Source organism: Brevibacterium sp. OS20 (assembly GCF_056837565.1).
Genome location: NZ_CM166367.1, coordinates 3,971,205 through 3,988,734, shown reverse-complemented (window position 1 = coordinate 3,988,734; position 17,530 = coordinate 3,971,205). Strand labels below are relative to the sequence as shown.

Sequence of the window (17,530 nt, the reverse complement as noted above, 5' to 3'; positions counted from 1 at the left end):
CGCCATGACCCCGCGCAGAGGAGGAGGTCAGATGGTCGAGTCCGACCCGCGTCGATCCATTCCGCGCACGGATCATCTCCTCGCCCTTCCCGAGGTCATCGCAGCAGGTGAGCGCCTCAACCAGGCGACCATCAAGGCCATCATCTCCGAGGTGCAGAACGCCGCCCGAGCCGGCGAGATCCCCGTCGCCGAGGTGGCCCCCGCCATCACCTCCAAGCTCACCTCCCGTTCGGCTTCCTCCTTGACCCCAGTGCTCAATGCCACCGGCATCCTCGTCCACACGAACCTCGGCCGGGCACCGCTCTCACCTGCGGCAACCCAGGCGATCACCGAGGCGGCCGGATATGTCGACGTCGAGATGGACCTCGGCACCGGCAAACGCAGCAAGCGGGGCACCGGAGCGAAGGCCGCCCTACTGCAGGCGAGCCCGGCTGCCGAGGATGCTCTCGTGGTCAACAACGGTGCGGCCGCCCTGCTGCTGGCCGTCACTGCGGTGCGCGGCCGCGGCACAGGTTCCGGCGAGATCATCATCAGCCGCGGCGAACTCATCGAAATCGGTGCCGGGTTCCGCCTCACCGACCTCATGACGACGACCGGCTCCAGCCTGCGCGAGGTCGGCACGACGAACCGCACCCACGTGGCCGACTACGCCGAGGCCATCAGCGACGACACGTCCTGCCTGCTCAAGGTGCACACGAGCAACTTCCGCGTCGAAGGATTCACCTCCTCCGTCGACGTGGCTGAACTGCGCGGACTCGCCGATGAGCACAACCTGCCGCTCATCGTCGACCTCGGGTCCGGGCTCTTCACTCCCGACCCGGCATTGCCCGACGAACCCGATATCGACACCGCCCTGCGCGCCGGCGCCGACCTCGTCATCGTCTCCGGCGACAAGCTCTTGGGCGGACCGCAGGCCGGACTCATCCTCGGCCGCACCGAAGCAGTGCAGACACTGGCCAAACACCCTCTGGCCAGAGCGATGCGCACCGACAAACTCACCCTCGCGGCGCTGGAAGCCACGATCACGCACACGGCGAACCCGATCCACGACGCCCTCCACATCGACACAGTTCACCTGCGGAAACGCACCGAAACCCTCGCCGAGGCGGTCGGTGCCACGATCGTCGACCACGACGGACGAGTCGGCGGCGGGGGAGCCCCCGGAGTGCCCCTGTCCGGCTGGGCCGTCGAACTGCCCGAAGCCTTCGCCGAGCCGCTGCGCCGCAGCGATCCTGCGATCGTCGCCCGAGTCCACCAGGGACGATGCTTGGTCGACCTGCGCTGCGTACCCGAAAGCGAAGACAACCGCATCGCTGCCGCCATCAAGCGAGTCCGTGCTGACAATGCCTGACACTTTCGTCATCGCCACCGCCGGACACGTCGACCATGGGAAGTCGACGCTGGTCAATGCCCTGACCGGAATGGAACCCGATCGGTGGGCCGAAGAGAAGAAGCGCGGGCTGACCATCGACCTCGGTTTCGCCTGGACGACCCTGCCCTCGGGACGCGAACTCGCCTTCGTCGACGTTCCGGGGCACGAAAAGTTCCTCGCGAACATGCTTGCCGGGCTCGGCCCCGCCCCCATCGCCTGCTTCGTCATCGCCGCAGACAAGGGCTGGCAAGCCCAATCGACTGACCATCGCGACGCGATCAATGCGCTCGGCATCACCCACGGCCTCGTCGTCATCACCCGGGCCGACCTCGCCCCCTACTCCGTCGAGACCACAAAGGCTCAGGTCAGAGCGCAGCTGCGTGGAACACCACTCGAAGCAGCGCCGATCGTCACGGTGTCAGCCACGACCGGGCAGGGCCTGCCCGAACTCATCAGCGTCCTCGACGAGGTCACGACCACGGCCGAGCCTCCGACCACCTCGGGGAGGGTGCGTTTGTGGGTCGACCGGGCCTTCACCATCAAGGGAGCCGGCACCGTCGTCACCGGGACCCTCACGGCAGGCACACTGACCACGGGCGATACAGTCGAGCTGCGCGGAGAGACCATCGACCGGATCGTGGGTGTGCGGGGTCTGCAGTCCCGTAATTCCACCACTACCGAGGTGGTCCCGCAGGCCCGCGTGGCCGTCAACCTGCGCGACGTCCCCGCCGACGACCTCCACCGCGGCGACGCACTGCTCACGAGTGGGGCCTGGCCGATCGTCGACACGATCGACGTGCGCCGCACCATGGGCGAGACCCTCGACTCCGGCATCCACGAACTCATGGCCCATATCGGCACCGCCGCCGTGCCCGCACGATTGCGGGCATTCGATGCCGACCACGCCCGGCTCACCCTCGACCGACCGCTTCCCCTGCAGGTCAGCGACCGGATTGTGCTCCGCGCGCCAGGAAGCCGCAACGTCTTCGCCGGCCTCCTCGTGCTCGACGTCGACCCGCCCGAACTGTCCCGACGAGGCGACGGCGCCAGGCGAGCTCATGAGCTTGCCGAGCATCCTGTGAAAGGCGATATCCTCGCCGAGGTGGCCCGCCGCGGAGCCGTCGAACGCACCTTCCTTACCCGGTTCGGTCTGCAGGTTCCCGTCGACGAATCCTTGCCTGCCGATGTTGAGGAAGTGGGTGAGTGGCTCGTCCACTCGCCGACGCTGACCTCCTGGGTCGAGGCGACAAAATCCCTGGTCCGAGGCGAACTCGCCGCCACGCCGATGGCCGCGGGAGTGCCCGTCAAAGCCGTCGCAGAGGCACTTCAGCGAACTCCGGACTCAGGTCGCAGACGCGGCGCCGAATCGAAACGCGACTCCCCGGCGAAGGCGAAAATCCAACCGGCTCTGCCTCTGCCCGAAGGCTCCGGCGGCGCGATTCGCGCACTGCTCAACCAGATCATCTCCCGCGCCGGGCTCGAAGCCGTCGACGGAATGGTCTGCCCGCCCGGGCATGCCGCGGGACTCGGTGCCGCCGAAGCCGGTATCGCCGAGATCGAACGCTTGCTCGCAGCCGACCCGTTCGCGGCACCGGAAGCCGATGACCTGCGAGAACTCGGCCTCGGAGCGCGGGAGCTCGCGGTCGCCGCGAAGGCGGGACGGATCCTGCGCCTCGGCGACGGAATCATCGTGTCTCCGCGCACCCCCGCGCAGGCGATGCGGATCCTCGCCGGTCTCGACCAGCCCTTCACCACAAGCCAGGCGAGGCAGGCGCTGGGGACGACCCGACGCGTCGTCATCCCCCTGCTCGAACACCTCGACGGCCGGGGCTGGACGCGCCGACTCGACACCACACACCGCGAAGTCGTGCGCTGAGGACCCTCGTGGCACTATCGGACGGACGGCCACGACGACGAACCGCTCGCCGGGTCGGTGGGCGGCCGCCTCGGCGAAACTCCGTGACCTGTATTACGATCAAGTCGGAATGATCGTTCGCGCCGATTCGGGCGCTTCCGTCGATGGTATGGGTGATAACTGACTGCGGTGATGGGGCCGCAGCGACGCCATTCATCGCCTCACAATCCCCATATCCGGGCGCGCTGCCCTGGTCGCAGCACTGACCGCCCACCAGAAATTCTCACCATTGACCGTCTCCGGTCGCGCAGATGCGATTCCGACCCGAGACTGCGAAGGAGCAACCATGTCGAACTATCGTGTTCAGAATCCCGCCACTGGCGAGGTCGTCGAGACCTTTTCCGAGGCAACGAATGCCGAGATCGAGTCCACAGTGACTGCTGCCCACTCCACGTACCTGATGTGGAAGGACACCGATATTCAGGAGCGGGCGTCGGTTGTGCGTCGGGCTGCGGAGATCTTCCATGAACGCAAGGACGAACTCGCCAGAACGATCTCGGTGGAGATGGGCAAGTCGTATGCCGAGTCTGTTGACGAGGTCGAGTTCGCTGCCGACATCATCGACTACTACGGCGTCCACGGCCCCAGTCTGGTCACGGATTATCAGATCCCGTCGACCATCCCCGGTACCGCGCGGATCGAATCTCTGCCGGTCGGTGCTCTGTTGGGTGTGATGCCGTGGAACTTCCCTTACTACCAGGTCGCCCGGTTCGCTGCCCCGAATCTGGTGTTGGGCAATACGATCATGCTCAAACATGCCGATATCTGTGGACGGTCGGCACTGTTGATCGAGGAGATCTTCCACGCCGCCGGTGTCCCTGCCGGCGGGTACTCCCACCTTTTTGCCAACCATGACCAGATCGCTGCGCTCATTGCTGACCCTCGGGTTCAGGGTGTGTCGTTGACCGGGTCGGAGCGGGCGGGTGCGATCATCGGTGCCCAGGCGGGTCAGAACCTGAAGAAGGCCGTGCTCGAACTCGGCGGCATCGACCCGATGGTTGTTCTCGACGCCGACGATGTTGCGGCGGTGGCGCGTGAGGCGTGGGAGTTTCGGACGTATAACGCCGGACAAGTCTGCAACTCGAATAAGCGCCTGATCGTCATGGACGACATCTATGACGACTTCGTAGCCGAACTCGTGCGATTGGGTACCGGACTTACTCCGGGGGATCCGATGAATCTGGGTGAGGGTGAGTATGTGCCGTTGTCGAGTCGTGCCGCCGCGGAGACCGTTGATGCGCAGGTGAAGAAAGCCGTGTCCGAAGGTGCTCGGGTGCTCATCGGCGGTGAGCTGGGAGAAGGCCCGGCGGCGTATTATGCGCCGACGGTGCTCGTTGATGTGCCCCGGGATTCCGAGTCGTATGGTGAGGAGCTCTTCGGCCCCGTGGCCACAGTCTTCAAGGTCTCCAGCGATGAGGAGGCTCTCGAGTTGGCCAATGATTGTGCTCTTGGTTTGGGTGGGTCTGTGTTCTCTGCTGATGAGGGGCGTGCTGATCGTGTGGCTGCTCGTCTTGAGGTGGGGATGACGCATGTGAACACGATTGCTGCTGAGGCGGCTGAGTTGCCGTTCGGTGGTGTGAAGCGGTCTGGTTTCGGTCGTGAGATGGGTCCGATCGGGATGGGTGAGTTCGTGAATAAACGGCTCCACTTCACCGCGAAATAAGGGAAGGGGAACCGCCTCGGCTGAGCACCGGACGCTCAGCCCGAGCGGTTCACCGCCCGCAGGCGCGCAGCCGCCTCGGCGATGAACCTCACGATCTCCGGACTCGGCTCATCCTCGTCGACCACATTATCGGCTTTCGCATAGGCCGCATTGAGCTCGGCGAACCGTGTGGTCGAGCGGATGGTCATCGAGCGCCCGTCGGAGGGGTTGGTGTCGCGCTCGATCCACCCGTCCTTCTCGAGCCGGGAGAGCACCCCGGTCATCGTCGCTCTGCTCCAGCCGATCCGTCCGGCGACCTGCGAGGGTGTGCATGGTCCTTCGCGGTCGATGACGTCGAGGATGTCGAGGTCACGTGGCTGCAGTCCGACCGAGCGTGCGACTCGGTCGTTGAGGATGACGAGTTCGATCCGGAATTCGCGAATCGCATCCTTGAGGCTCTGGGGCCTGGTCGTGTCGGCGTTCACTTTGCGCGTCGATCGGTTGCCGGTGCCATTGCCCGGTGGATGTGCTGCGGTTCCTCGAGCTCGGCGATCATGGCTGCGGCGAGGTCGGCACGGGACGTGAAACCGCCGTCGAGGTAGTCGGGCGTGAGTCGATACTGTGAGACCTGGTCGCGGTTGATGAGTCTGCCCGGTCGCATCACCGTCCAGGCGATGTCATCGCAGGTGCGGAGGAATTCCTCCATCGACCGCATGTCGGCGTAGAGGGTGCGGCCGATGATGTTGCGGAGCAGGGGGAAGAGGATCAGGTCGCCGAAGATGTTGGTGCGCGGCGGCGGATAGGTCAGGCCCGAGCTCACCACGACGAGGCGCCGGCCGGCCGCGCGCTCCCGCAGACCCGAAACGATGTTCGAGGTCCCGGTCGAGTAGATGTCGATCGGTTTGCGGGTGTACGCGGCTCCCAAAGCCGACAGTGCAGCGTGCGCGCCGTCGAGCGCCTCATCGACGCCGACGCCTGTGCCGGGATCGGCCAACACCTGCTCGAGATCGTCATGCCTGGGCAGCGGAAGGCGATCGGCCCGACGGCTCACCGCCCTCACCGAGTGCCCCGCGTCCAGGGCCTGTTTGCAGACGAGCAGACCGGTGGGGCCGCTTGCCCCGAATACCGTGATGTCCATGAGTTCCCCACCCCGAAGAGTCTGATCGTTCCGAATATAGTACGAGAACCGTATCAGTTTATCCGTGGGTTGCCCAGAGCCAGTGCGTCCTCGATGATGTCCTCCATCGCCGAGGCGGTCAATGCCCGCCACTGTGCACGTGACGGTGCGGACGGGATCCGCGCGCCGCGCACCTTGGCCAGGGCCACCTCGGTGATGGGGGCATGCTGAGGAAATGCGTCCAATCCGTGGCGACCCGCTGCCTCCTTGCCGATGATCTCACCGGTCGCGAGCGTGCGATGCATGCGCGCGGGACCGAGCACGCACCACGCAACCGTGCCGGCGCTCAGTCCCCGCGGGGACGTGAGGAGACGATGGAACAGCGTGCGTGGAGTTCTCCGCGGTCGGTCGCGCAGCTGTGCGGCCAACGGAGTCCAGTACTCGCGCAGGTTCGTGCGGACCCATGGTCGAAGCGCCTCCGTCTGCGCATCGAGATCCCATGCAGCGATCGGTCGTCCCCGCACCGTGATGCCGCCGTCGACGAGCTCTTTCCAGATCACCGGATTGACGTCGAACGCGCCGTGCGAATCGAAGATCTCACCCGTATGGGAGGCGATTGGACGGATCTCGGTGACGGGTCGACTGACCTCGGACTCGGCGATGAAGACGGTATTGCAGCACGCACTCACACCTCGCCCGCGCGCCGCCCCTACTACTAGGCGGGGCACCTGCGAGAGGTGGAGCAGCCGCAGCCGCCGAATGAGATCCGGACGGTCCAGCCACTCATCGGCGATGACCGCGACGAGGTCGATGTCGCTGCGGCCCGGACGATAGGCGCCGAGGGCGATCGATCCGGTGACGGCGCAGGCGATGATGCCGCCTGGCAGGATCCGATCGGCAAGACGCAGGTAGGACCTGACGGCGGTTGCGGCATCTGGCGGCAGCGGTACGGACATGGGATCAGCGTACACAGGGGACAGGGGCCTGGACTGAGGAACTGTCCGGTGGGTCCGACGTGGCTGCGCAACGACTATCTCCCGCGCTCTTGACCTTCAGCCAGGGTGAAAGTCGATGATGGGTCCATGGACCCCACCCGCGAACCCGACACCGCACGAGTGCCGCAGTCGACGAGCCGGTCGCTGCAGACGATCAGTGACTTCGCTCGTGCCGTCGGACTCAGCGCCAGCGCCCTGCGGGGGTACGACAGCAGCGGCCTTCTGTCGCCCGCACATGTCGAGGACCGGACCGGCTATCGGTACTACGGGCTCGACCAGCAGCAGCGTGCGATCTGGATCCGACGTCTGCGTGACGCGGGTTTTCGGCTGAGCACGATCGGAACCATCCTCGACAGCGAACCGGCGATCGCCGAGGCCATCCTCGACGACTGGCTCGCCGAGGCCGTCGGACGAGCCGAGTCCGCCGCGGCGCTGGTCGACGACTTGAGATCGGTGCTCCGATCCCGGACCGAGACGACGACGCTCAGCCGCGCTCGGGTCGACTCCGCCGTGCTCGCCGCCGCGGTGCGCCAGCTGGCGCAGCCGAAGGGGACGGACCCCGCCGATTCGCCCTTCGACCACCTGAGTGTGGAGATCAAACCCGAGGCCCTCACCTTGGCCGTGACCGACGGCTACGTGCTGATGGCGCGCACGCACATCCCCGCCGAGATCGATGACCGGTCGCCAGCGGACGGTCCGGCGGGGTCGGTGGGTGCGTCGACGGTCGTCACCGCCTCGGCTCTGCTTTCGCTCCCGACCACGAGCTGCGAGGTGACCCTCACGATCGCTGTCACCGGAGGATCCGTCGACCACCCCGAACAGGTGCGCGTGTCGATCGAGCACTCCGACGGAGAGTCGACGATCCTGTCGCAGTCCGACCGCCGGTTCCCCGACATCGGTCGCACCGTGGAGGCGGCCGCCGCGCGCCGCAGAGGCAGAAGCCGGTTCTCACGCCAAGAGATCCTGCGGCTCGTCGACGAAGCCACAGGCCGGTCCCCTGAATCCGGAGTGCGGCTGCCGAGGGACGCGTCGAGATTCGAACTCTCCGCCGGCTCCATGAAGTCCATCGTCGACGCGGGAATCGGCGACGAACTGATCTGCGACTGGGGCAACGAGGACGACCCCCTCATCTGGCGTGCTCCCAGCCAACCCGACTTCCTGGCGCTCGTCATGCCCCGCAGAGCCTGAGCCCCGTCGATATGGGAGTCTCAGGCGGGGACCGGGTCCCGCTGCCGAAGGGATTCAACGCCTGGGTGCTCACCTCGGTCGTCACCGAACTCGGCACCGGGATCCTCGCGTTCGCTCTGACATGGGTGGCCTCCGGCCACGGCCCTCATCTCGCCGCCTGGGTATTCACGCTCACCGTCCTGCCTGCGGTGCTGCTCGGGCTGCTCGGCGGCGCGGTCGCCGACAGATTCGGGCCGCGTCGGGTGATGCTCGCGTGCACACTCGCCTTCGTGCTCATCGGCTCGGGGATCGCACTCGCCGTTGCCGTCTGGTCGGCGGCTCCGCCGGTGCTCCTGGCGGCCGCCGTGCTCATCGGGTCGGCGGCAGCGTTCTATCGGCCCGCCGTCGGAGTCTTCCCACGGCTCTTCGTCCCCGAGAGATCATTGGGCACAGCCATGGCCCGATCGGGCATGGCCGGACCGCTGGCGCGCACCATCGCCCCGCCGCTGGGCGGAATCCTCATCGGGATCATCAGCCTGTCCGGGGTGGCACTGCTCGATGTGCTCGGATGCCTGATCATGCTCATCGCCCTGCTTGCGATCCGACCGCCTCGGCGAGGGGATCACCTGCCCGACCCGGTCAGCGTGCGCGGAATCGTCGACGGGGTGCGAGCGGCGCGGGCGACGCCGGGAGTGCCGGCGCTGCTGACCGGTGTGTCCCTCATGGCCGGAGCCGTGATCCCGTCGGTACTCCTCGGCATTCCCCTTGCCGCCCGCGAGCGCGGCTGGACCGCCGCCGAGGCGGGGCTCATCGAATCCGGATGGATCGCCGGGGGCCTGCTGACGAGCGCCGTGTTCGCATGGCGCGGCATTGCGAATCGGGTGTGGACTCCGATGGTCATCGGTCCGTGCGTCGTGGCCCTGGGGCTCATCGTGCTGGCTGTGTCGGCCGACTGGCGAGTGGGTCTCGCAGCGACCGCCCTCGTCGGGGCCGGGGGCGTGGTCTTCACTGCGCATGTCTTCCCGGTCTATGTGCTGCTGGCACCTGCGTCCAAGGTATCGAGATTTCAGAGTCTGCTCATCGTCGTCCAACAGGCCCCTCAGGTCATCGTCAATCCGCTCATCGGTCTCATCGTCGGACTGCTCGGCACCGGCGCCATGATTGCGGCAGCGAGTGTCATCGCAGTGGGTGCCTCCTTCGTCGTCGGGCGAGATCGGACGCTGCAGGCCTTCAGGTCCGAGTGACCTGGTTCACGTGGTGTTGAGCTCGTGTTGAGAACCCTGTGACGTGATGTTGAAACGGAGTTTGTTGAGGCCTCTCATCGGATCGGACAGTCTGGAGGACGTGAGCGAAACGACAGGATCGCTTGCGTGATCGATGCTGGTTTCCGATCGCTTCCCCACTCAGCTGGTCTCGAGTTCTCGCTCACGGCAACTGCCCCTCAAAAGAACAGGAAACCGATGAAACTCGTACGCAGAATTGCAGTGACAGCCCTTTCCGCGGCTGTCATCGCCGGCGGTGTCTCCATGGCGACCGCCGCGTCCGCAGAGCCGGCTGCAGTCTCAAAGGAGGCCGCTCCGTTCACGAGCAAAGCACTCGACGGCGGCAAGGTTCCGAGCGCTCAGGACGCCACTCAGCTCACCCAGGAGCAGATCGACAATGCGCGCACGATCATCGCCGTCGGCAAGGGCGCGGACCTGTCGACGCAGGCACAGAAGATCGCCGTGATGACGGCCCTGCAGGAATCGAGCCTCTACAACCTCGACGGCGGAGACCGCGACTCCGCCGGACTGTTCCAGCAGCGTCCGTCCATGGGCTGGGGCACTCTGGCTCAGGTGACCGACCCGGTCTACGCCTCGAAGTCGTTCTACGGCGTCAACCCCGAGGGCTCGAACCTCGGCCTCATCCAGATCGAAGGATGGGAGACGATGGTTCCGGGAGCCGCAGCTCAGGCAGTGCAGGGCTCCGCCTTCCCCGCCGAGTACGACAAGTGGGATCCCTTGGCGACCGAGCTCGTCAACGGCAATCAGGATGTTGCCCCGATCAGCTGAGACCCGTTCCGCTGACCTGAAGTCGCACCACCCGAAACCGCACATTCCGAAATCACACATGCACACCCGAGAACGATCAGGAGAGATGATGAAGGTTTCACGCACACTCACCACCACCGTCCTCACCGCAGGTCTCCTCGCAGGCGGCACCATGATGGCCACCGCACCCGCTCAGGCCGACGCTGCCCCGGCACACAGCTACGCAGCACAGGGAGATTCCGGCAAGGCCACGACCGCGCAGTCGGAGTCCGGCCAGAAGACATCCACCCAGGCCGATGATCGTCGCGATGAGATCATCAGCCGCGCCCAGACCTGGGTCGACCAGGGGGTGCCCTACAACTGGGACACCACCCATCCGGATCCACAGGGCAAGCAGTACCGCATGGACTGCTCGGGATTCGTCTCGATGGCCTGGGGACTCGACGACAGCCTCAACACCGTGACCCTGCCCGATGTCTCCCACAAGATCGACAAGGGCGAACTGAAGCCCGGCGACGTCCTGATGAAGGGCGGCCCCGGCACCGAAGGCGCCAACGGCCACGTCGTGATCTTCAACGGCTGGGCCAACGACGATAAAACCGCCTACCACGCCCTCGAGGAGAACGGCTCGCTCGGCTCGGTCGCCCACGAAGTCTCCTACCCGTACGACCAGGACGACAGCTTCGTCCCCTACCGCCTGAACGGCCTCTGATCTGAACTGCCCGTGATCCGGCACTGATCCGATGCCGATCCGGCGGCTCCGATCCGCCGACCGTACTCCGCGCACCTGAGCGCACATCGTCGCCGCGCCCCTCCCATGGGACGCGGCGACGATGCATGTGACGAGGAGGGCCGCCTCGGAGGAACAGGGCCGACCTCGAAGTGCAGGATCGCCGAGGATCGACCCCCATCGATCGCCGCCGGCGCCTGAAATTTCCCTGGCTCGCGCCTGCGAACCGCCGGACGAGCGGATCGAGACCCCGGTCACGGGCGGGTGGGAGCACTGCTGGTGACCGCGCGGCGTTCAGCGAACTCTGATCGCATGCACACGGATCCGTGACGATTCGTTGCGGCGAGAATAAGTCATCTCGAAGTCTCTCTGCATTGAACAGGGCCAATCGGTCCGTCAGTGTTGTGTGGGGCGATTCCACGGCACCTTCTGCATTGGTGTTCCTGTGCCGACCACAGGGCAGATGCCGCAGAACCCACCACGTGTGCCGCGCACCAGGAATCGCCGACCGGGTCGAGCACCCGATCAAGAGAAAGTGAGAACAGATGAAACGTGCGCGCACACTTGCGGTGACTGCACTGTCCGCAGCCATTCTCGCCGGGGGAGTCTCCCTGGCAACGGCGACCTCGGCCTCGGCCGACCCGATCTCCGGAGGCGTCAGCCAGGAGGGTGAAGCAACCCAGTCCGACGCCGGCTCGACCGGAGGGATCGACGACCCCGATGAGCTGAGCGAGGAGCAGATCGACAACGCGCGCACCATCATCGGCGTCGGCAAGGGCGCGGACCTGTCGAAGGAGGCTCAGACGATCGCCGTGATGACCGCGCTGCAGGAATCGAGCCTCAACGACCTCGAAGGAGGCGACCGCGACTCCGCCGGTGCCTTCCAGCAGCGTCCCTCGATGAACTGGGGATCGGTCGACGAAGTCACCGACACCGTGTACGCATCGAAAGCCTTCTACGGCGTCGACTCCGGAACCGACAATCCGGGGCTGACCCAGATCGACAACTGGGAGAGCATCGAACCCGGTGACGCCGCACAGGAAGTGCAGCACTCCGGATACCCCGACGCTTACGACAAGTGGGAGCCGCTGGCGAAGAAGCTCGTCGACGAGAACCAAGACGTCGACTCCATCGACTGATGACCGCGGGTCCGAGAGTCCTGTCCACTCGGCATCTGGCTATGGATTCGTCCACAACCCCGAGATAGAATGTACCTACAGTAGTGACATTCCGGGAGGTGGATGATGACCACGATGTCGAGTCGGGAATTCAACCGGGACGTATCGGCGGCCAAACGTGCGGCCAGACACGGACCGGTCACCATCACCGAACATGGTCGTCGCGCGCACGTTCTTCTGACTGCCGATGAGTACGATCAACTCAGCGGCAGATCGGACCTCGTCGGAGATGCCCTCGTCATCCACGACGATGATTCGGACCTCGATCTGCCGCATCGGTCTCAGCGATCGCTGCGGGTGCCCGAACTGTGAGATATCTGCTCGACACCAACATCATCAGTGACGCTCGCCGCGGCAACCGGACTCCCGTCGGCTCCTGGATCGCCGCACAGAGGATCGACGATCTGGCCATCAGCGCCATTACGGTCCTCGAACTCGACGTCGGAGTCCGACGGAAAGAGCGGCGGGACGCACGCGCTGGATCCGTCCTTCGGCAGTGGTTCGACGAACAGGTTTCTGAGGTCTTCGACAGAAGAATTCTTGCCGTCGATGCCGAAGTGGCTGTGCAGGCATCGCAATTGCACGTCCCTGACGCGATGCCCGACATGGACAGCCTGATCGCAGGGACCGCACTCGCACACTCTCTGACCCTGGTGACGAGGAACGTCGCTGACTTCGCGAATACGGGAGTCAGGTTGCTCAATCCCTGGGAGGACTGACCTCCTTCGCGGTCACTCTGCCAGCGCGCCGGCGGCGAGCCGGCGAACCACCTCGGTGAGGTGATGGAGACCCGAGACGAGGTCCTCGTCCTTCGTGAACTCGGCCAGACTGTGCGAGACCCCGTCGACGCTGGGAATGAAGAGCATGACGGTGGGCACTTCGTCCTTCATGTTCGTGGAATCGTGCCCGGCCACGGTCATCACCTTCGCCGAGGTGAGTCCCAAGTCCTCGGCAGCGGTGCGTGCCAGTTCGACCCCGTCTTCGGAGTACGGGTTCTGATCCCAGCTGTGCTCGGCGACGATCTCGATCTCCACGCGATCATCGGCGCTGACCTGCGCGATCGTGGCCATGAGCTTCTCATGGGCGGCGGCGATCACCTCGGCGCTGGGGGAGCGCAGATCGAGCAGCAGGCTGACTTCGCTGGCGACGACGACCGGAGAATTCGGGTAGACGGTGAGCTGACCGCACGCGGTGTGCAGGGCACCGGGCTCGAAGTCGTCGACGAGTTCCCGTGCGGCCACGACCAGACGTGCCGCACCGAGCAGGGCATCCTGCCGATCGGCCATGAGCGTCGACCCGCTGTGCGCCTGTGCGCCGGTGACCTTGAACTCGTACTTGTGCGCCGCCCAGGTGGCATTGACCAGCCCGATCGTCACTCCGTCCTCTTCCATGCTGCGGCCCTGCTGGACGTGGATCTCCGCATAGGAGGCGATCTTCGGTGCCGTGAAGTCTCCGCGTTCTCCCAACTCATCGAGCGCCTCGGCGACGGAGATTCCAGCAGCATCACGCGTGGTCAGGGCCGCTTCGAGTTCGGCCTTGCCGGTGAAGACATTGGATCCCATCATCGACGGCTTGAACCGGGAGCCCTCTTCGTTGAACCAGTTGACCACGGCGAGGTTGAATTTCGCCTTCGACGGGTCTGCTCGCATCTCATCGGCGATCGCGAAACATGCATGCGCCGAGGCCATCACCCCGTAGGCACCGTCGAAACGGCCGGCCGTCGGCTGCGAATCCATATGCGAACCAGTCAGCACATACGGGGCCCCGGGCACGAGCTCGAGGAGCCCGAACTGATTGCCGATCGCATCCCGGTGGACGCTGAAACCGTGCTTGATGAGCAGCTCGGCGAACCATTTCCGCTGCTGACCATCGGCGGCGCTCGCCGCCTGCCGGTCGACCCCGTTCGTGCCCTCGACGGCACCGAAACGCGAATGCACGGCCCAATCGGCGAGGAACTCGGCCTCGCGATCAGCGCTGATCAGAGAGGGCGAAACGGTCATAGCGGGTCCTTTCGAGAGGTGTCGCGGGCGGGTGGTTCGCGACTGCGGGGTGGAGGGGTGCGGCGCCGGCGGTGCCGGTGTCAGGTCGGTAGTGCCGGGTGGGCAACCAGGATGGATCAGGCGGTTTCGTCGGCGGTCGGCGGCATAGTCGCGGGATCGATGAGCACATGGATGAGCGCGGGCCCGTCGTGGGCAAGGGCTCTGTCGAGCGCCGGCCCGAATTCCTCGGTCGTTTCGACGCGCTCCCCGTGCCCGGTCGGCCCGGATGCGGAGGCCCCGTCGCCGTTCATGGACGCTTTGCTCGCCGAGGTGGCCCCGGAGCTGTTGAGATCGAATGCCGACATCCACGCTGCGAAGTTCGGATTGACCATGCGCGTGCCCGAGGGTCGTCCCGGATAGTGATTCTCCTGGTGAGACACGATCGTGCCGTACACGCCGTTGTCGACGACGATGATGAGCGGTGATCCGCCGTGGGCGAAGGCCGTGGCGATCTCCTGGCCGTTCATGAGGAAGTCCCCATCGCCGCAGACCGCGACCGCACGCCGCTCCGGGTACGCCATTGATGCCGCCACCGCGGCGGGAACGGCGAGACCCATCGCCCCGTTGCGGGCTCCGACGAGGCTGGACGGGAGCTCATGCCGGATGAACCTGTGCCCCCAGATCGTGGCATTGCCCGCCCCGTAGGTGAGGATCGCCTCCCCGCCGAGGCGGTCATCGAGAATCCCGAACGCCACCCCGAGATCGACCCCGGCACGGCCCGCGTTCTGCGGTGCCGCCTCGGCGTCGGGGCGGTGAGCGGCGAACCGGGACTGCGCGTCCGCGCGTCCCTGCATCCACTCATCCGTCCGGTCACCGCGCAGCTGGCGCGCATCTCGAGCATCACCAGTATTGGTCGTGGTCAGGGCCTGCGTGAAGGAGTTCGGGGAGGCGATGATGTGCTCATCGATGCGGCCTGCGTGCTGGGTGGCCTCCATATCGAGGGAGACGAGAACGGTCTCGGCGTCGAAACCGATCGTGTACCCGTCGCTGGCGACGTCGGAGCGGGTGCAGCCGACGAAGATGACGAGGTCCGCCTCGGCGAAACCGGCCGCCACAGCATCGGCGCGACCGTAGCCGAGCCAACCCGCCCACGCCGGCGAGGAATGCGGAATCGCATCGTAGGCGCGCCAATCGCAGAAGATCGGCACCCCCGCCGAGGCGGCCAGACCGGCCAGCTCGGCTCCGCAGCCGTTGTGCCACCCATCCCCGCCGAGCACGAATGCGGGACGCTCGGCCGCCGCGATCCGCGAAGCCACGCCATCGATGACGGCTGGGGCAGGGGTCGGTGGGGCCACCTCGGGGAGGGTCGGAGTGGGGGCCTCGGTGAGACGGACGAGGACATCCTCGGGCAGGCCGACGACGACGGGCCCGGGGCGACCGGATGCGGCGATGCGCAGGGCATCGGCGGTGATCTCACCGGCACGGTCCTCATCATCGATGGTGAGCACGCGCTTCGCCGTCGAGGAGAACCACTCGGGCAGGCTGAACTCCTGGAAGGATTCGCGGGAGCGATCGTTGAGGGGGACGAGGCCGACGAACAGGACGAGCGCGGTTGCGTCCTGCCAGGCGGTGTGGACAGCGATCATCGCATTCGCCGCCCCTGGACCGCGGGTGACCATGGCGATTCCGGGACGGCCGGTCAGCCGGGATTCGGCCAGCGCCATGAACCCCGCACCGCCCTCCTGCCGGCACACGACGGTCTCGATCTTCGCGTCATACAGTCCGTCGAGGACGTCGAGGTAGGACTCACCGGGGACCGCGTAGACGCGCTCGATGCCCGCGCTCTCCAGAGTGTCGACGATGAGGTGGCCGGCGGAACGCGACATGGTGTGGGTGTCCTTTCGACGATCGAACGGTGTGAGGTCCGGGGCTCCCGGCCCGGTGCTGCGCTGGGTTCTCAGCGCTGTGCGGTTCTCAGTGTTTGAAGCCGGGGAGGTCGACGCTCATCCGAGGAGCGACAAAGCCGGCGAACGCCGTGAACAGGGAGAGGAAGACGAGCATTGCGGCGGCCGGCCACCAGTGGTCTCCGGCGGAGGCGACGAAGCTCGTGGCCAGCAGCGGGATGAACCCGGAGAGCATGCCTGCGGCGTTCTGCGCCATGCCCACACCCGTGTAGCGAGTGGTGGCGGGGAACAGTCCGGTGAGCACGGTGCCCGATGCCGCGTAGGGCAGGGACAGAGTGGACACGGCCAGGGTCATGGCGATGACGACGAGGACCGGATTGCCGGACTCGAACATGAAGAATGCAGGAACGGCGACCACCGCCGAGGCGACACCACCCCAGAGGATGACCTTCGAGGCTCCGAACTTCGTGCCCAGGGCACCGCCCCAGATCAGGGCTCCGATCTCGACGGCGGCGGCGACCATGCTGCCGAGCAGGAGGAGCGAATCGTCGTAGCCGAGGACGTTGACGCCGTACCAGACGCAGAATGCGGTGACGAGGTAGAAGCCGCCGACGCCGAGCAGAGCCGCGGCCATGCCGATGATGATCTGCTTCCACGAGTCACGGAAGGTGGTGCGGATGGGGCTCTTCTCGACCTCGCCGGACTCTTCGAGCTGACGGAAGACCGGGGACTCTTCGAGGCGGGAGCGGAGGTAGACGGCGACGACGAGCAGCGGCAGGGCCACGAGGAATGGGATCCTCCAGCCGAACGAGTCGAAGCTGTCCTGTGAGAACACCAGGGTCATGATGAAGAAGCCGCCGGAGGACAGGATCGTGCCGATCGGGGAGCCGATCTGCGGGATCGCTGCATAACGGGCACGCAGGTGGAGCGGGGCGTTCTCGACGACGAGCGTCATCGCGCCCGACCATTCGCCGCCGACGAAGAGACCCTGGAGGATGCGCAGGAGCACGAGCAGGGCGGGGGCGGCGAAGCCGATCGCAGCATAGGTGGGCAGGAGGCCGATGAGTCCGGTGACGACGCCGATGCCGATGATCGTGATGAGCAGGACCTTGCGGCGCCCGATCCTGTCGCCCATGCGGCCGAAGATCAGACCGCCGATGGGACGAGCGGCCAGCCCGACACCGAAGGTGGCGAAGGAGGCCATGGCGGCGGCCGTGGCGTTCTCGCTGGTGAAGTACTGGACGTTGAAGACCAGGGCGGCCGCTGCCGAGAAGAGGAAGAAGTCGTACCACTCGAGGGCGGTGCCGATCAGGGCGCCGGCGGCGACCTTGTTCGCGTCCTTGATGCTCAGTTCCGTTGTGGCATTGAGCTCGGCGGACGCCGTGGTGTTCTGCTCGCTCATGGATTCTCTCCGTCGAGTCCGGGGACCTGGGCCTGGTCGGCCGAGTCCGGGTGCGGGTGGTGCATCGGCCGATCGTTGCGATCGACCGGCAGGTATCGA

The 17,530-nt window shown here is 66.1% G+C and carries 16 protein-coding genes; 10 read left to right on the top strand and 6 right to left on the bottom strand.

Features of this window, described 5'->3' with window-relative positions:
* Nucleotides 1-31: 31 nt before the first annotated feature.
* The 3 genes from selA (at nucleotide 32) to ACVZTU_RS17770 (ending at nucleotide 4,950) form a co-directional block, all read left to right on the top strand.
* Nucleotides 32-1,351, top strand: coding sequence for an L-seryl-tRNA(Sec) selenium transferase (gene selA, locus ACVZTU_RS17780; RefSeq protein WP_482401008.1), 1,320 nt, complete (start codon nucleotides 32-34; stop codon nucleotides 1,349-1,351).
* Nucleotides 1,344-3,248, top strand: a complete 1,905-nt coding sequence (gene selB / locus ACVZTU_RS17775) for a selenocysteine-specific translation elongation factor (RefSeq protein WP_482401007.1) — start codon at nucleotides 1,344-1,346, stop codon at nucleotides 3,246-3,248. The genes selA and selB overlap by 8 nt, the downstream gene beginning before the upstream one ends.
* A 325-nt stretch (nucleotides 3,249-3,573) precedes the next feature.
* Nucleotides 3,574-4,950, top strand: a complete 1,377-nt coding sequence (locus tag ACVZTU_RS17770) for an NAD-dependent succinate-semialdehyde dehydrogenase (protein WP_482401006.1) — start codon at nucleotides 3,574-3,576, stop codon at nucleotides 4,948-4,950.
* A 35-nt stretch (nucleotides 4,951-4,985) separates the two neighbouring features.
* Here the strand turns inward: ACVZTU_RS17770 and ACVZTU_RS17765 are convergent, their stop codons facing one another.
* From ACVZTU_RS17765 to ACVZTU_RS17755, 3 genes are read right to left on the bottom strand one after another with little or no spacing between them, the layout of a single operon-like run.
* Nucleotides 4,986-5,414, bottom strand: a complete 429-nt coding sequence (locus ACVZTU_RS17765) for a MarR family winged helix-turn-helix transcriptional regulator (protein WP_376904429.1) — start codon at nucleotides 5,412-5,414, stop codon at nucleotides 4,986-4,988.
* Entirely contained in the window at nucleotides 5,411-6,067 is a 657-nt protein-coding gene (locus ACVZTU_RS17760; protein ID WP_482401005.1) for an NAD(P)-dependent oxidoreductase, read from the bottom strand. Before ACVZTU_RS17760 ends, ACVZTU_RS17765 begins: the two co-directional genes overlap by 4 nt.
* 53 nt (nucleotides 6,068-6,120) lie before the next feature.
* Nucleotides 6,121-7,002 carry a hypothetical protein gene (locus tag ACVZTU_RS17755; protein ID WP_482401004.1) on the bottom strand — a complete coding sequence of 294 codons (882 nt, stop codon included), beginning with the start codon at nucleotides 7,000-7,002 and terminating at the stop codon, nucleotides 6,121-6,123.
* Nucleotides 7,003-7,128: 126 nt separating this feature from the next.
* Between ACVZTU_RS17755 and ACVZTU_RS17750 the strand changes: the two genes are divergently transcribed.
* The 7 genes from ACVZTU_RS17750 to ACVZTU_RS17720 all read left to right on the top strand — a co-directional run bounded on the left by ACVZTU_RS17750 (nucleotide 7,129) and on the right by ACVZTU_RS17720 (nucleotide 12,865).
* Nucleotides 7,129-8,229 carry a MerR family transcriptional regulator gene (locus tag ACVZTU_RS17750; protein WP_482401003.1) on the top strand — a complete coding sequence of 367 codons (1,101 nt, stop codon included), beginning with the start codon at nucleotides 7,129-7,131 and terminating at the stop codon, nucleotides 8,227-8,229.
* Nucleotides 8,230-8,240: 11 nt separating this feature from the next.
* Nucleotides 8,241-9,452 (top strand): MFS transporter, encoded by a 1,212-nt coding sequence (locus tag ACVZTU_RS17745; protein ID WP_482401002.1) that lies wholly within the window; start codon nucleotides 8,241-8,243, stop codon nucleotides 9,450-9,452.
* A 216-nt stretch (nucleotides 9,453-9,668) separates the two neighbouring features.
* Nucleotides 9,669-10,259 (top strand): hypothetical protein, encoded by a 591-nt coding sequence (locus ACVZTU_RS17740; protein WP_446656560.1) that lies wholly within the window; start codon nucleotides 9,669-9,671, stop codon nucleotides 10,257-10,259.
* An 88-nt stretch (nucleotides 10,260-10,347) separates the two neighbouring features.
* Nucleotides 10,348-10,950 carry an NlpC/P60 family protein gene (locus tag ACVZTU_RS17735; RefSeq protein WP_482401001.1) on the top strand — a complete coding sequence of 201 codons (603 nt, stop codon included), beginning with the start codon at nucleotides 10,348-10,350 and terminating at the stop codon, nucleotides 10,948-10,950.
* 563 nt (nucleotides 10,951-11,513) lie between these two features.
* Complete coding sequence (locus tag ACVZTU_RS17730; protein WP_482401000.1) at nucleotides 11,514-12,107, top strand: hypothetical protein; 594 nt, start codon at nucleotides 11,514-11,516, stop codon at nucleotides 12,105-12,107.
* A 105-nt stretch (nucleotides 12,108-12,212) separates the two neighbouring features.
* Nucleotides 12,213-12,458, top strand: coding sequence for a type II toxin-antitoxin system prevent-host-death family antitoxin (locus ACVZTU_RS17725; protein WP_172173324.1), 246 nt, complete (start codon nucleotides 12,213-12,215; stop codon nucleotides 12,456-12,458).
* On the top strand, nucleotides 12,455-12,865 hold the full coding sequence (locus ACVZTU_RS17720; protein WP_139467546.1) for a type II toxin-antitoxin system VapC family toxin: 411 nt from the start codon (nucleotides 12,455-12,457) through the stop codon (nucleotides 12,863-12,865). Before ACVZTU_RS17725 ends, ACVZTU_RS17720 begins: the two co-directional genes overlap by 4 nt.
* A gap of 12 nt (nucleotides 12,866-12,877) precedes the next feature.
* Here the strand turns inward: ACVZTU_RS17720 and ACVZTU_RS17715 are convergent, their stop codons facing one another.
* The 3 genes from ACVZTU_RS17715 to ACVZTU_RS17705 form a co-directional block, all read right to left on the bottom strand.
* Nucleotides 12,878-14,146, bottom strand: a complete 1,269-nt coding sequence (locus tag ACVZTU_RS17715; protein ID WP_482400999.1) for a M20 family metallo-hydrolase — start codon at nucleotides 14,144-14,146, stop codon at nucleotides 12,878-12,880.
* 116 nt (nucleotides 14,147-14,262) lie between these two features.
* Entirely contained in the window at nucleotides 14,263-16,011 is a 1,749-nt protein-coding gene (locus ACVZTU_RS17710) for a thiamine pyrophosphate-dependent enzyme (RefSeq protein ID WP_139467544.1), read from the bottom strand.
* Nucleotides 16,012-16,099: 88 nt separating this feature from the next.
* Complete coding sequence (locus tag ACVZTU_RS17705) at nucleotides 16,100-17,431, bottom strand: MFS transporter (protein WP_139467543.1); 1,332 nt, start codon at nucleotides 17,429-17,431, stop codon at nucleotides 16,100-16,102.
* Nucleotides 17,432-17,530: the final 99 nt, after the last annotated feature.

Coding starts and splice junctions, on each gene's coding strand:
- selB (WP_482401007.1), top strand. CDS start 1,344: ATGCCTGACACTTTCGTCATCGCCACCGCCGGACACGTCGACCATGGG.
- ACVZTU_RS17745 (WP_482401002.1), top strand. CDS start 8,241: ATGGGAGTCTCAGGCGGGGACCGGGTCCCGCTGCCGAAGGGATTCAAC.
- ACVZTU_RS17735 (WP_482401001.1), top strand. CDS start 10,348: ATGAAGGTTTCACGCACACTCACCACCACCGTCCTCACCGCAGGTCTC.
- ACVZTU_RS17710 (WP_139467544.1), bottom strand. CDS start 16,011: ATGTCGCGTTCCGCCGGCCACCTCATCGTCGACACTCTGGAGAGCGCG.
- ACVZTU_RS17705 (WP_139467543.1), bottom strand. CDS start 17,431: ATGAGCGAGCAGAACACCACGGCGTCCGCCGAGCTCAATGCCACAACG.
- ACVZTU_RS17725 (WP_172173324.1), top strand. CDS start 12,213: ATGACCACGATGTCGAGTCGGGAATTCAACCGGGACGTATCGGCGGCC.
- ACVZTU_RS17755 (WP_482401004.1), bottom strand. CDS start 7,002: ATGTCCGTACCGCTGCCGCCAGATGCCGCAACCGCCGTCAGGTCCTAC.
- ACVZTU_RS17770 (WP_482401006.1), top strand. CDS start 3,574: ATGTCGAACTATCGTGTTCAGAATCCCGCCACTGGCGAGGTCGTCGAG.
- ACVZTU_RS17715 (WP_482400999.1), bottom strand. CDS start 14,146: ATGACCGTTTCGCCCTCTCTGATCAGCGCTGATCGCGAGGCCGAGTTC.
- ACVZTU_RS17730 (WP_482401000.1), top strand. CDS start 11,514: ATGAAACGTGCGCGCACACTTGCGGTGACTGCACTGTCCGCAGCCATT.
- ACVZTU_RS17760 (WP_482401005.1), bottom strand. CDS start 6,067: ATGGACATCACGGTATTCGGGGCAAGCGGCCCCACCGGTCTGCTCGTC.
- selA (WP_482401008.1), top strand. CDS start 32: ATGGTCGAGTCCGACCCGCGTCGATCCATTCCGCGCACGGATCATCTC.
- ACVZTU_RS17740 (WP_446656560.1), top strand. CDS start 9,669: ATGAAACTCGTACGCAGAATTGCAGTGACAGCCCTTTCCGCGGCTGTC.
- ACVZTU_RS17750 (WP_482401003.1), top strand. CDS start 7,129: ATGGACCCCACCCGCGAACCCGACACCGCACGAGTGCCGCAGTCGACG.